This is a genomic window from Paraburkholderia sp. BL10I2N1 (genome assembly GCF_004361815.1).
In the GTDB taxonomy this organism is placed as follows: Bacteria; Pseudomonadota; Gammaproteobacteria; order Burkholderiales; family Burkholderiaceae; genus Paraburkholderia.
Window position 1 is genome coordinate 205,878 of record NZ_SNWA01000004.1, and the last position, 12,914, is coordinate 218,791.

The 12,914-nt window shown below is 59.0% G+C and carries 14 protein-coding genes and 2 pseudogenes; 6 read left to right on the plus strand and 10 right to left on the minus strand.

Features of this window, described 5'->3' with window-relative positions; genetic code table 11:
- Positions 1-41 precede the first annotated feature (41 nt).
- Positions 42-638, plus strand: a complete 597-nt coding sequence (locus B0G77_RS42255; RefSeq protein ID WP_133667798.1) for a TetR family transcriptional regulator — start codon at positions 42-44, stop codon at positions 636-638.
- Between the two features lie 105 nt (positions 639-743).
- Here B0G77_RS42255 and B0G77_RS42260 read toward each other — a convergent pair whose 3' ends face one another.
- On the minus strand, positions 744-1,658 hold the full coding sequence (locus B0G77_RS42260; protein WP_133667799.1) for a hypothetical protein: 915 nt from the start codon (positions 1,656-1,658) through the stop codon (positions 744-746).
- Positions 1,659-1,817: 159 nt separating this feature from the next.
- On the minus strand, positions 1,818-2,234 hold the full coding sequence (tnpA, locus tag B0G77_RS42265; RefSeq protein WP_133667800.1) for an IS200/IS605 family transposase: 417 nt from the start codon (positions 2,232-2,234) through the stop codon (positions 1,818-1,820).
- Positions 2,235-2,255: 21 nt separating this feature from the next.
- Between tnpA and B0G77_RS42270 the strand changes: the two genes are divergently transcribed.
- Positions 2,256-3,347, plus strand: a complete 1,092-nt coding sequence (locus B0G77_RS42270; protein WP_243751549.1) for a transposase — start codon at positions 2,256-2,258, stop codon at positions 3,345-3,347.
- A gap of 172 nt (positions 3,348-3,519) precedes the next feature.
- Here B0G77_RS42270 and B0G77_RS42280 read toward each other — a convergent pair whose 3' ends face one another.
- Positions 3,520-3,729 carry a hypothetical protein gene (locus tag B0G77_RS42280; RefSeq protein WP_133667802.1) on the minus strand — a complete coding sequence of 70 codons (210 nt, stop codon included), beginning with the start codon at positions 3,727-3,729 and terminating at the stop codon, positions 3,520-3,522.
- On the opposite strand from B0G77_RS42280, the gene B0G77_RS43740 reads away from it, so the two are divergent.
- A complete protein-coding gene (locus B0G77_RS43740) occupies positions 3,728-3,904 on the plus strand; it encodes a hypothetical protein (RefSeq protein ID WP_166656406.1) in 177 nt (58 codons plus the stop codon). The two genes, B0G77_RS42280 and B0G77_RS43740, sit on opposite strands and share 2 nt — an antisense overlap.
- 140 nt (positions 3,905-4,044) lie before the next feature.
- Positions 4,045-4,740, plus strand: coding sequence for a phosphatase PAP2 family protein (locus B0G77_RS42285; RefSeq protein WP_133667803.1), 696 nt, complete (start codon positions 4,045-4,047; stop codon positions 4,738-4,740).
- 94 nt (positions 4,741-4,834) lie between these two features.
- On the opposite strand, the pseudogene B0G77_RS42290 reads toward B0G77_RS42285, so the two are convergent.
- The 7 genes and pseudogenes from B0G77_RS42290 to B0G77_RS42315 all read right to left on the minus strand — a co-directional run bounded on the left by B0G77_RS42290 (position 4,835) and on the right by B0G77_RS42315 (position 9,833).
- Positions 4,835-5,707 (minus strand): annotated as a pseudogene (locus B0G77_RS42290) (SDR family oxidoreductase).
- Positions 5,708-5,744: 37 nt separating this feature from the next.
- A pseudogene (locus B0G77_RS42295) lies at positions 5,745-6,234 on the minus strand (Bcr/CflA family drug resistance efflux transporter); the annotation flags it as partial.
- A gap of 22 nt (positions 6,235-6,256) precedes the next feature.
- Positions 6,257-6,379 carry a hypothetical protein gene (locus B0G77_RS45450; protein ID WP_279571400.1) on the minus strand — a complete coding sequence of 41 codons (123 nt, stop codon included), beginning with the start codon at positions 6,377-6,379 and terminating at the stop codon, positions 6,257-6,259.
- Between the two features lie 173 nt (positions 6,380-6,552).
- Positions 6,553-7,347, minus strand: a complete 795-nt coding sequence (locus B0G77_RS42300; RefSeq protein WP_243751530.1) for an alpha/beta hydrolase — start codon at positions 7,345-7,347, stop codon at positions 6,553-6,555.
- 200 nt (positions 7,348-7,547) lie between these two features.
- Entirely contained in the window at positions 7,548-7,916 is a 369-nt protein-coding gene (locus B0G77_RS42305; RefSeq protein WP_133667804.1) for a hypothetical protein, read from the minus strand.
- Between the two features lie 631 nt (positions 7,917-8,547).
- Entirely contained in the window at positions 8,548-9,447 is a 900-nt protein-coding gene (locus tag B0G77_RS42310; RefSeq protein ID WP_133661607.1) for an integrase core domain-containing protein, read from the minus strand.
- The gene (locus B0G77_RS42315) at positions 9,444-9,833 is read right to left on the minus strand and encodes a transposase (RefSeq protein WP_133661086.1); all 390 of its coding nucleotides are present in this window, start codon (positions 9,831-9,833) and stop codon (positions 9,444-9,446) included. Before B0G77_RS42315 ends, B0G77_RS42310 begins: the two co-directional genes overlap by 4 nt.
- A gap of 420 nt (positions 9,834-10,253) precedes the next feature.
- On the opposite strand from B0G77_RS42315, the gene B0G77_RS42320 reads away from it, so the two are divergent.
- Both B0G77_RS42320 and B0G77_RS42325 read left to right on the plus strand, forming a co-directional pair.
- Positions 10,254-10,514 (plus strand): hypothetical protein, encoded by a 261-nt coding sequence (locus B0G77_RS42320; protein ID WP_133667805.1) that lies wholly within the window; start codon positions 10,254-10,256, stop codon positions 10,512-10,514.
- 110 nt (positions 10,515-10,624) lie between these two features.
- Positions 10,625-12,661: an arabinofuranosidase catalytic domain-containing protein gene (locus tag B0G77_RS42325; protein WP_133667806.1), complete on the plus strand. Its 2,037-nt coding sequence runs from the start codon at positions 10,625-10,627 to the stop codon at positions 12,659-12,661.
- Positions 12,662-12,914 lie beyond the last annotated feature (253 nt).

Sequence of the window (12,914 nt, forward strand, 5' to 3'; positions counted from 1 at the left end):
GGGCCAGCACCGCAATCGTCGCGACGTCATCAGTATCGATAATGGATAACCAGACCCGTTCGGAAATTTCCCGCAGGAAGGCAATTGATGCCGCCCTCATCATCCTGACCCGGGAGGGAATCGGTGGACTTACGTTCGATTCGTTGTCGCGCGAAAGTGGCATCAGCAAGGGCGGATTGCTACATCAGTTCCGCACCAGGCAAGGGGTGCTTTGCGCTCTGCTGGAATATCAGCGGCAGCAGTTTGAGCAGATTGCCCGTGACTATATGGCGAAGGAAGGCGCATCGAAGGCCGAACCGAACCTCGCGGCCCAGATTGCAATTTATCGGGAATCCATCAATCAGCCGCATTCGGTGGCACGGGCAGTTCTCGCAGCGCTTGTCGAGAGTCCAACCTTGCTTGAAGACATGAAGACGTCTGACGCGGCGAAAATGAAGGCGTTGCAAGATGAAGCGACCGACCTGGATCTGTCGTTGTTGCGATACTTTGCTGCCAGCGGCCTTGCCTTTCACTCTCTGTTGGGACTGTCGCCGTTGGGTGATTCGGCTCGCAACAGGCTGTTCGACCGTCTCCTCGACGAAGAGAGTTGGCAGGGTCAGAAGTTGCAGCCAAAACGTCGTAAGCGGTCTGGAGGCTGACCGCCGCGGTGGCGCGAATGGAGGAGCCGGAATGGGATATTCTGCGTATGGGCGTTCCTCGGTTTCGTCAACAGCGAACTTTCGCTGCCGCCCGCGCGACGCTTCCTAGTTCACCGCCGCCCGTTCCCCGAACACCGCCTGCAGCGCCTGCTGAAACTTCCCGGCGATCTTCCCGAATCCGTCGTACGCCGGATGCAATTCGTTGGCCCAATCGGTATCTGGATTCAAGGTACCCTGCGTTTTCACAACCACGACCTTATTCGTCGCAGTACACAAGCCATCGAGCATCTTCGCAAAATAACCAAGAATCTCCGCGACGACGCTACGCCCGTTCACCAGGAACTGCGCGTCGACGGGAGGGGACGCCCAGCCTCGATCGACGAACGAGGGTTGCAGCCATGGTCCGACGAGTCCGTCGCAAATGGATGCGTTCGTCGGCGTAGCGTAGTCGTATTGATGGAAGACGAGATAGCACCCGTTAGCGTACGCATCGCGCACGGCGATCAGGTCTAGATATGCGCGCCGAACGATATCGGCAATGTCCGACAGTGCGTCATAGTTCACGGCATGCGTGAAATCTCCGCCGACGGACGCGGCGTCCTTCAACCAGAACCTGAACGCATCGCCGACGAGATCGTTGCCTCCGCCTGAAAACAGAATCGCGTCGAAAGGAGCGTGCGCTGGATCCTTGAGTGTGGAAATCAAAACGTCGCGCTTCGACGTACCGAGTAACGCGGTTGTAGCATCGGCGTAATGCGCCAACTTAAGTGGCTTTGGATTGAGATTCAACAGGTCTGTCAGCGATACGATTACGTCGGTAGGAAGGTGCCCGAGCGAGGGCACGGGATAGTCGAACCACGAATCGCCGTCCGCCAACAGGTTTAGCGGTTGTACGAGCGTCCCTGCAACGTTTTTTCGCGCGTCTTTCAACTGGCGCCTGTGTTCGTCCTTGCGCGCACTTATATCCGATCTAATCTGCTGTTGTAACCGGCGATAAGCGTCTAGCGTGGCGGTAGTCATGTGCTGCTCCTAAGCGCAAGGTCGCGGGGCTAGCGTCACCCGCAACACATTAAGAGCGCTGAGCGCTCGAATTGGATCGGCATTGACCCGGTGCGCGGCAAGCCTAGGCCTTCAGGCCGGGGAAGGATAGCACGGACGCCATAGGCGTCCTTTGAGCGGTCAATGCGGCGTCTGCTGCTGTTCGATGTATTGGCGGATGATTTCGATGGGCGCACCTCCACAGCTACCGGCAAAGTAGGACGGCGACCATAGCGCACCGCCCCATAGCTTCTTGCGGATGCCCGGGTAGTTCCTTTTGCGGATCATCCGGCTGGACACGCCCTTCAGGCTGTTCACCAACGCCGAGACCGCCACCTTCGGCGGGTAGTTCACCAGCAGGTGGACGTGATCTTCCTCGCCATCGAACTCGACCAGTTCCGCCTCGAAGTCGGCGCAGACGCTGGAAAAGATGCTGTGCAGGTCGCCGAGCATTTCCCTGGTGAACACTTCCCGGCGGTATTTGGTAACGAAGACCAAATGGACATGCATCAGAAAAACGCAGTGTCTTCCGCGCCGGATATCGTTGTCGGTGCTCATAGACCAAACTATACTATCCGCATGCATCGCCTCCAAGCCTTCAAATACGAACTCATGCCAACCGGCGAACAGCGGCGCGACATGCTCCGCTTCGCCGGGGCGTGTCGCTTCGTGTTCAACAAGGCGCTCGCGTTGCTGAAGGAGCGTTACGAACAGGGCGAGAAGAAGCTGGGCTATGCCGGTCTGTGCAGGTTGCTCACCGAATGGCGTAATGGCCCGCAGACGCCATGGCTCAGGGATGCGCCGACACACCCGCTTCAGCAGACGCTCGAGGATCTGGAGCGCGCCTATTCCAACTTCTTTGCCAGACGGGCCGACTTCCCGCGCTTCAAGAAGAAGGGCCAAGGCGACAGCTTTCGCTACCCCGACCCGAAGCAGGTCAAGCTCGATCAGGCTAACAGCCCCATCTTCCTGCCCAAGCTCGGCTGGCTGCGCTATCGCAACAGCCGGGATGTGCCCCGCACGCTCAGGCAGGTCACGGTGTCGGCCAGCGGCGGCAAGTGGTATGTAAGCATCCAGACCGGGCGCGATGTCGATCAGCCGTTGCCGCAAGCCACCAGCGCAGTCGGTATCGACATGGGAATTACCCGCTTTGCCACGATGAGCGACGGCAATGACCTCGCGCCGCTCAACAGCTTCAGGCGGCACGAAGCCCGACTGCGCCGCGCGCAGCGGGCCATGAGCCGCAAGACAAAGTTCAGCAGCAACTGGAAGAAGGCGAAAGCCCGCGTCCAGCGCATCCATTCCCGGATCGGCAACGCTCGCCGCGACTACCTGCACAAGGCCACGATCACGATCAGCCAAAACCACGCGATGGTGTGTATCGAGGACTTGCAGGTGCGCAACATGTCCAGGTCGGCGGCAGGCAACACCGGGCAACCGGGCAAGAACGTTCGGGCCAAGTCCGGCCTGAACAAGTCAATCCTCAATCAGGGCTGGTTCGAGTTCCGCCGCCAACTGGACTACAAGCTGGTGTGGAATGGCGGCTACCTCATCGCCGTGCCACCGCAGAACACGAGCCGGACGTGTTCATATAAGGATGTCAAAATAGGATATGCAACGAAGAAGATCTCTTCCGCCGAATCCGAAAAAGTCCTCTCCGACGCCAGCTAGGCATCGGCGCCGCTCCATACGCTGTTTCGGCGATGAGTCTTTCAGGCTTGAGATTGAACCGGTCCACCATGACCTTCGTTGATTCAACTTCCGCGATTCGGTCTGCGGGCGTCACCACACAAGGGGCCAATCGCCGCCCCGAACTGAACGGCAGTTGCCCAGACCTTGCTCGTCATTCCGCATTGCTGAGAACGCCGTCAACCCCGCCACGGCAGTTCATGTCGCGCTCACGGCGAATGCAAACCGTCACAACCGGACGAACACGTAAACGCCATTTGGCAAACTGATCAAGGGTCTGGGCCTGACCGGTTACGTTCGGACACACTTCGTTGCGATTCAGAATACTTCCGCCATCTAAAATCCGCGCACGGAGAAAAAACATGATCAAACTTTTGTGTGTCGTTGCGCTGGCGGCAAGCCTGTCAGGCTGCATTGTCGCTCCACCGTACGGTTATGCGCCTGCGCCTGCTTATGGATATGCGCCAGCGTACTACGCAGCGCCTTCCCTCGATGTCGGCATCGGTTTCGGCGGTTACGGGCACGGCTGGCGAAAATAGCCTCGTCGCGGCTCCGGCTCCGTTGACGAATCTATTGCTCGAGCCGAATGCTGGCGTGGTAGTCTTCAAGACGGTTCCAATTCCAATCCATTACCCCGACTGTTGCACCTACTGCTGAGAACCGAAATATCGGCGCCGCAATGAACAGTTTCGATACAGCAGTGCAGATCTTCCTGACGCACAACGCCTTCCGCTCGGCGGCAATGAATCACGCGATAAGGGTGATAGCGGGCCAGGTCATATTCAAGGGCCTCGTCCTTATACCCGTGTTGTGGTGGATGTGGTTCAAACCGGGTCCGCGTAGTGAATGGAAGCGTGAGATGATCATCGCGACCGTCGCAAGTGGTCTTCTATCACTTGCGAGCGGCAGACTTCTCGCATATTGCTTGCCGTTCCGGCAGCGGCCGCTCTACAACCCGGAACTGCACCTGGACTTTCCCTCCGTCGGCCTGCATGACGCCGTTGTGCGCACGTGGAGTTCCTTTCCTAGCGACCATGCGATGCTATGGATGTCGATTGCGACGGGCATCTTTCTTGTCTCACGACGCGTCGGTACGCTCGCGCTGCTGTACACAGCTATCTTCATATGCTTGCCGCGGGTGTACCTTGGTTTGCATTATCCGACTGATGTTCTCGCGGGAGCGGCCATCGGCGTAGCCATCACGTGTATCGCGACGCGAGATTTTATCAGGACACGTCTTGCTGGGCCGGTCCTGCGATGGATGAACGGTTATCCGGGGCCTGCCTATATGCTGGCGTTTCTTTTGTCCTTTGAACTGGTCACCCAGTTCAATGAACTATTCCTGATCTTCAGGACGGGTTGGAAGGCGTTATAAACACGCAAGGATTCCTGCCGGAGCGATATCGCAGTCGTTCCGCGCAACGACAGGCAAAGTTCCTTCTTCGTCAGGTGCGCGGTGCAAATGCGCTTCACTCACCTGGAGGAAAGTCGGTGGACGCTGCGAGTTCTGACTGTGCTTCGAAGCCAGCGATTCGCTTGCGCAGTGTCGCGATGGTGCTGTCCAGCGCCTGGGAGCCGAGCATCATCCGCAACGACGCGGGCTCGATGTCGACGCTTTCGATGATGCACGCCGCCATTCGAGCCGGATCGCCCGCCGCAAGACCACTCGCGGGATCGAGCATGCGGAGGAAACTGTGCGCGGGCGTTGCGTCGTAAATGGGCATGAGTTTCGCCACCTGTGCGCTGCCGCAGCGGAATTCGGTGCGCGCACCGCCCGGTTCGACGATCGTCATACCGATCCCGAACGATTCGACCTCCTGAGCCACGGACTCCACGAAGCCTTCAATTCCCCATTTTGTTGCGTGGTACATCGAGTTGCCCGGGAAGGCCACCTATCCGCCGTAAGACGAGATCTGGATGACGCGTCCACCACCCTGTACGCGAAGGTGTGGCAGCGCCGCGCGGATTAGTTGAATCGAGCCGACCAGGTTGGTGGCGATCATATGCTCGACCTGCTCGTCGGTCAGTTCTTCGGCCGCGCCGAACAGCCCATAGCCCGCGTTGCTGATGACGACGTCGATACGCTGGTGCTGGTCGAACGCACGATTGACCGTTTCGCGGACCGCCGCCGTATTGGTCACGTCCAGTATTTCGGCGTGGAACGTCTGCGGATAGCGTGCGGGCAGGTCGCGGACCTTGCTTGTGTCGCGGACGGTTCCGATCACGCGGTCGCCGCGCTCGAGAAGCTGTTCGGAGAGCTGGCGGCCAAAGCCGCTACTGACACCCGTGATAAACCATGTGCGTTGTGACATCGTCAATGTTCCTGTGGTTGTTGCAATCATCCCTGCGGATCGTCTGATCCGGCGATCCCGCTGTTGCTCATCTGGCCACCGTCGCTTCGCTGGATATCGCGACGGGAGGCGGTATGAGAAGCATTGCGCAAAGCAGACTCATGATGCTCATCAGCGCGATCACGCCGCCCATCGGTCAGGGCGTCCCGTCGGCGAAAAAACCGACCAGTGCCGATCCAAAGATGCCGGTGCCGTACTGGATCGCGCCGATCAGCGCCGACATGGCGCCGGCGCGCGCGGGGAAGGTGCCGAGCGCACCGGCGATCGAGTTGGCGACAATGAAGCCGGCCGCGGAGATGAACAGGAAAAGGGGGATCACAAGGCCCGGTAGTCCGCCCCAGTCGGTCCACGCATTGATTGCCAGCACCACGCCCGCGATTGCCGCGCCGAGCGCGCCGGCGCGCATCACTGCCGAACCGTGGTGCCAGTCTGGCGTTGATCTGATTCGTGATCATGATGCCGACGATGCCCGCAGCGAAGAGCACGCCGTAAAACTGCGGCGAGACGTGGTGGTGACTGGGCCACCACCCATGAAACCCGCTAATCGGCGGCCTTCAGGAGGCGATGCCGCGCGTAGTCGAGTGCCTCGGTAAGCACGTCGACTTCCGTCTGTTTTTCCACCAGCGCTCTTTGAAGGTTTTCGATCTGATCGATCGCGTCCAACAGGGTTGTCGCATCTTGCTGCCTCGTCAGCGCAATGTACCCAAGGAACCCGGCCCGATAGCGAACTTCGATTGCCCTTCATCTACGCGCAGCGGCAATGTCCGCTTTCGGCGCCACTCTTCATGTGGCGCGTTCAACGTGCGAGCATCCACGCCGAAATGCTATGGATCACGTCACCCTCTACGCCGTCCGTGATACGGGAACGCTTCGCATGGGTCCCCCTGGGAAGAGCCCCCTGACACGATCATAAGGTTCTCTCTGGGTGAGTCGGTCAGTTTGCGCATGAGCGTATCCGCTTCGGACACGGGGCAATACCTGCAACCGTCGTCCTGATGGTGCACCACCAGCACGGGAATCTTGAGGGCAGCCAGATTCATACTGGTGACCGGGTCACCTCCCTTGTCGTCCCGTAAGATGGTCGAGGTCAACACAATGCCGTCGGGCCCGCCGCCGGCAAGCGCAATTCCAATCGCAGCCACAGATTGTGTGCCGCGACTGGTTCCGACAAGCCAGACCGGCACGTGCAACTGCTCCCGCAGCCAGGCGATTACGGCGCGAGCGTCCTCGGCATGTTCCAGCGTGAGTCGAAAGCCATTCAGGTACGGCGCTGACTGCCGGTCACTCGGTGCATCAATGACGGCCACAGCAATCCCATCGTTGACGAACAACAATCTGGTACGGACGAGGAAGTTGTTTTCCCCCCAGCCGAACGTCCCATACCGGTCCAACTGCAAGCCGCCGTGCCCACCGGCGTAGAGAATCGCTGCGGCTTTTGGCGCATCCGGCGCAATGAAAAGAAACCGCTGGGTGACTCCGGGGCGGGTAGGGATGTCGACGACCTTGGGGAGTGATTGAGCGCGGGACGGGTAGCAAGGCGCGATCAAAGATATCGCCAGCAGCCAGGCCAATAAACGCGTTGGCGGCCGAGTCGCGTAACTAAAACGGAATAGCCCTATGCGTTTGTTCATGACGGAATCGATTGGAATGACGGGCGGCACGACCAATGCGTTGCGACGCTCATCACGTCTCGACTCGCCTTACTGGTCTTTGACAAACTCTCGTTTCCCGCAAGTCACCGGCGGAGGTCCGAGGTGAAGGGTGCGATTACTCGGCCGAGAAGCCGTCTCGACGCCGCCCGTTCGGGCGATCGCTTCTTTCGCGGTGGCGTTCAATGCGCCTCGACAAACTCCACGATCTCGCCGCTATCGCGCTTGAGGTACAGGTCGTCGCCTTTCATGCGCACGTCGTTGCAAGAGTAGGGCATCTTGATGCCCTTGCTGCAGATCCTGCCGTCCTCCGCCTTCCAGTCGCCGTGATCGGCGAATCCCTTGCTCGACTTGAAGTCGTAGTCACCGCTGTTGCCGTACTGGACATGCCACATGCTGCCGTCGGCGAGTTTGAGATCGAACGCCTTGCCTGTGAGGCGTTGCTGGATGTCGACCGCGCTGGGAGCGGTGGCGCCGTCGGGGAATCCCGTTCCCTGTGCAAAAGCAGTGGCGGCGGGAATCAAGAGCAGAGTGGCAAGCAACCTGTTCATTTCGAGTCTCCCGACGAACTGTTTTATTGGTCACCGTTCGACAGAGGCGCAACCCGTCTGGCGGGAGTGCGATGACTTGACGTCGGAGCGTGGCAGACGGGTGTTCGCCGCGCGCAGCCGCGTTTTGTGGCGCTTCCAATGTACGTCGCTGTGCGGGGCGGTTCTGTGGCCTGACGCACATAACGTGGACAGCCCAGGGCGTCGGGGGAAATGCGTTTAAATCCTTATTCGAAGCGATACCGTGCGTTCGTTGCGAATGGGCAAGCAAGGTCCGCAAGTCTTCATGATGAAAGCCATTCGCAATGAACGATGCGCAGGCGCACCGGTAAGACGACCCAATAAGCCGACTGGATTCTTTTCTCCAATGGCTTTCGCCACCGCGTCATCGAGATGAGGCAACACGATCGCGCGCGCCTGATTTTGCAGGTGACGTAGCTGACCGGAATACCGTGTTCCGGTTGTATTCGAGTCGTCGCTACTCACGGAGCAACCGGCAAGCATCACTACCAGCCCCGAAATTACGGAGACGTTATTCCATACGAGAAATCGCATAGGTTCCGGGCACAAGTTTGTCGCCAATAGCGGCAGAAGGCATGTACCGGCTCCGGTTGTCTGGACACGCTTTTGCAGCTCAGGCGGCCAGCTTCATCAGCCGTTCCTGACGGGCTTCGAGGGGTGATTTGAAGCCCAACTTTTCAAGACGCCAGTCGCGATTGTATCGATCCTTGAACGCGATGGCGGCGGCACGAACTTCCTCCAGGTTTTTGAAGATGCGTCCATGAATAGCCTGTTCCTTCATTGTCCGGTTGAATCGCTCGGCGACGCCGTTGGTCTGGGGTTCGGCGACGAAGGCATAGCTCGGCGCGATGCCCCAGAACCGGATCTGGTTACGGAAGTCGTCCGACGTGTACTGCGAACCGTGATCCATACGCAGCGACAGCCCGCGGCCCGCATCGGCGAGCACGGAACCGAATTCGTCCAGCAGCCCCTGGGAGATCGGCTCGAGGGCAGCAAAGCGGTCGCCAATCTTCGCGGCATGAATGCCGGTACACATGCCGTCGCAATGATCAACGGCCGAGAAGATCCACACCATGCCGTCGTCCACGGTCGCGATGCGCACGCCGTCGGTGCCCCACATCTCATTCGGGCAATCGGTTGTGATCCGGCCATCGTGAAGGTTGGGTTCGCCTCGCGCTTGCCGGTGCGGCGACAGCAGGCTGTGCTCGCGCATCAGTCGCAGCACGCGGGTCCGGGAGACCCGGATGTCGTGCAGGATACGCAAGCGCGCCCAGACCTTGCGATGCCCCTCGCCGATGAAGGGGGAAGCCACCAGATCGTCGCGGATGGCCTTCAGCAGGTCAGCATCGGGCATCTTCGGTTTCGGGCCGCGGCGGCCCGGGATGATCGGCACCACGTTGTCCGCTGTCCTCGCGCGGACAGCATAGATCGTCGAGCGGGGGAATCCGAGCACCTGGCAAACCCGTTGCAATCCAAAGGGCTTGTTCGCACTAACGGAGATCGCGCGGCTCATGTCGACGATCTCCGAGCGGTCAAAGGGCGACGGGCCTGCAGTTCACGTTCCTTGCGCAGGATCTCGTTTTCCATAGACAACTCGCCGACGCGCCGCACGGCGTCATTGAGCCGGGCTTCCAGGGGATCGCTGGTGCGTGCCTTCAGGCCGGCCTCCATGCCGGCCAGTGCCAGCTCACGCCATTGCTCGAGCACGGCGATCGTCACACCGACTTCACGGGACACGGCGTCGACGGGTTCGCCACGCAGCAACCGAAGCACCACGCCGCGTTTGCGACCGGTCGACCAACGCTTGACTTCGGCGGCGCCAGAGGCGCTTCCAGTCGCGCTACGCGCTCCTTCCAGCGCCTCTGGCGCAACCCCGTTTACATCTGTTTTCTTCAACATCAACAACTCCAGTTTGGGACCCACGTTTTACCCCAAATCTGTGTCCAGAAAAACAGGAGGCGCGGCAAGCGGCAGAAGGCAGACCGGTCAGTTTATTAGTTTTAATATGAGCAATAATATTGCTAAAACGCACGGCTATACGCGTGCTTGCCGCAATATCTAGGCGCACTTGCTTGATCTCCTTATGCAGACATAAGGGATTGTCCCGAGGCGGCGAAGTGATATTCTTGACTAATATTATCACCTTGTGAGGCCGCCGTACCGCCGCGCTTCATCTGATACTGCCCCTCTGGGCAGACAATCGATGCAACGACAATGGAGACGACCATGGTGAGCCGCGGAGTGCTGCAAGGGATGGTGACGATGCTGCCCGCTGACCCCGTGTACTAGCCACCGGCACCAGCGAACGCGAGGAGCGCCATGCTGCCGCAAGCCGCCGGCGAGATTCCGCCTGACGGTCAGGCTGTGCGGTTCGACAGTCCGACCGCCGCGCAGCATGCTGACATCTTTGCAGTCTGCCAAACGATCAACCTCATTTCCGGGCGTAGCGCGGCCGAGAGAGCCTTTTTCGGCCACGAGCCGCACCTGTGCGGGATCGCCTGGCGTCCGATGAAGGCGCAGCCCGGCCGAGACGGCGCGTTGCGTCACTCGGCAGCGCAATTTCTAACCCGCAGGGAATGAATGACAGTTCCGAGGAATACCTGCTTGACCAATGACGATTCTTTGTAACTCAGTTTGCATAACTAAGTTGTGTGAATCCAATCGGAAGCGCGGTTTCATAGGAGGAGGTCATGATGTCCAGAGGAATTGGATCAATTGCTGTTTTGTTGGCGATGACAGTCGGGCTTGCCGCATGTAATGGAGAGAGTAGCGGCACGTCCGCATCTCAAGCGGCAGGTGTGTCGAATGTAAGTTCGTCACCGACGAATGCCGCAGCCCAGTCAAATTTCAGTGCATCAACGCAAGAGACGAACGTTTCGCTACCTTGCGACGTCGCCGCGACTGCCAACACGCCGTGCTCCGCGGCTCACAGCGTGACACGCTTGCTAACAAGGAACTACAGGGGTCCGTTATTCCAGGTTCAACGGGCGTCTGACAATGCAACGCAGGACATCTATCCCTATACGTCGAGTACCTTGCCGAACGGCGGTGACCACACGCTGATTGGCTCAGCCAATGTCAAAAGCGCAAACGCGTTCTGCACCAATACAACCTGTTCCGTCACTTACATTTACGATCAGATCGACCTGGTTGCATCCCTCAAAGGAGGAGCGTTTGGCAATGTGCCGGCCACCCTCACACTCAACCAGGACGGAACGGAGTCACTGACCGTTCCTGATAGCGGGTCAGGGTCGCAAAAAACGATGACTGTTCCGGTCCTCAACGGCTTTGCGACGATCACGCTTCCAGGAACCGGTGGAACACTGACCGTTCAACTGCTCCAGCCCCCCACCGCGCTCACCAACCAGTCACCGACCCTCCAGCTATCTATCGGGAACGATTTGCCGGCGCTCTCTGGCACACCGGCAAAGCTGGGCTTCGTGTCGCTGCAAGGCGCCCAGATTCCGGCTTTGGGTACTTTGGCGGGACAAGCGTACCGCAACAGGTTCGGCACGGTGAACCAGTCGATCGGTGACAGCGATATCGCCGAATATATGGTGGCGGGGGCGCACTATAGCCAGTCCTCTACTTGCTGCGGGACATACGGAAATATGGAAAGCAGCGCCAACTCCAGCACCTATGCACATGGAGAAGTCGAAGGCGAAATGTTCGCGTTGGCATTCTCAAACGGCAACGCGGCTGTTTTTGGCTATTGTGATGGTGACTCAAACCAGGCACCCAACGTAAAAGACCCCGTATGCAACGCACTCGATATTAACTGGCCGGGCGTGGACGCAGAGGCGGGCGTTTATCTCTACGGCCCGCAGCAGCCTGCAAGAGAAAAGTTCGTCACGGTGCTTTCCAAATACTCACCGGTGACCGCGTCAAATATCTTCGTAGTCAAAGGCGGCTCTGCCTCGCAAAGTGTACTCACAGCACTCTATGACCAGGCGCCCCCAGAAGCCTTGAACTTTGGCAACGACGCGGGCCATGCATTTAACGGGCAATGGCAAGGCGGTCTGTCGCTTGGCGAAGGCGGCGACGGTAGCGCTGCTCCCGTTCAATTCTTCGAAGGAGCGGTGATCACCAAGGCGACATCCGACACGACCGACAACGCGATCCAGGCGAGCATTGCAAGCTTTTATGGACCCCCGGCTGATAAGGCCGTGGCCGCCTGCTATGCAACCAACCTGTTCAATTCGCCGCTGAGTCTCGCCACACCCGATGCATGGTCGCAGCAGAATGGCGGCACCGCTGTGCCTGCGCCCGATATATCGGGCGTGGACAAGGGGGCGGCAACGGTTACCAGCACGAACGGCTCGTCAGTCTCAAATATCCACGAAATCATCAGGGTTCAGGGCGGTCAATCGTATAGTTTCACTGACTACGTTCTCGCTACCGCTAGCGCGACGGTCTTTCCTGGCGGATCAATCCAGACCGATGACCCGAGCGGGACCGAATTTGGCTGGGTCCTCAATACGAATACGGGCACTGTAGTGCGAGGGACATGGGGCGCCGGACAGCCAACTTCGCTGAGCGCGGTGAAATCGGGCAACTGGTGGAAAGTGACGATGACCCTCGCCGCTCCCGAGGGATCGAACAATGCGTCAGTTTTTATCGACCCACCCACGTCTAACGCTGCTGGAGTCCGCTCACAGCAAGCGCCATACTTGAGCGCAACGCATTATTGCCCAAGCCTCGCCATCGTGACCGGCTCTGGAGCGTAGGCATGAAACCGCGCCCGGTTTTCCGGAGACTCCAGCTCTCGAGTGAATGGAGTCACGGAAAACACAAAGAAGAAGTCAGCACAATGCTCGCCAGAAGTTTGTGAACAGGCGGACCGGATGGTGCTCCAGCACCATCCGAACCTGAATCGTAATGGAAGACGCCTAGTTCGATAGCGGCCAACTCCATGTCGCGCGCTGTTGACCTGGATGCAATCATTGCGTGTTTGGGTCGCCACTGATGTTCTGTTCTTCG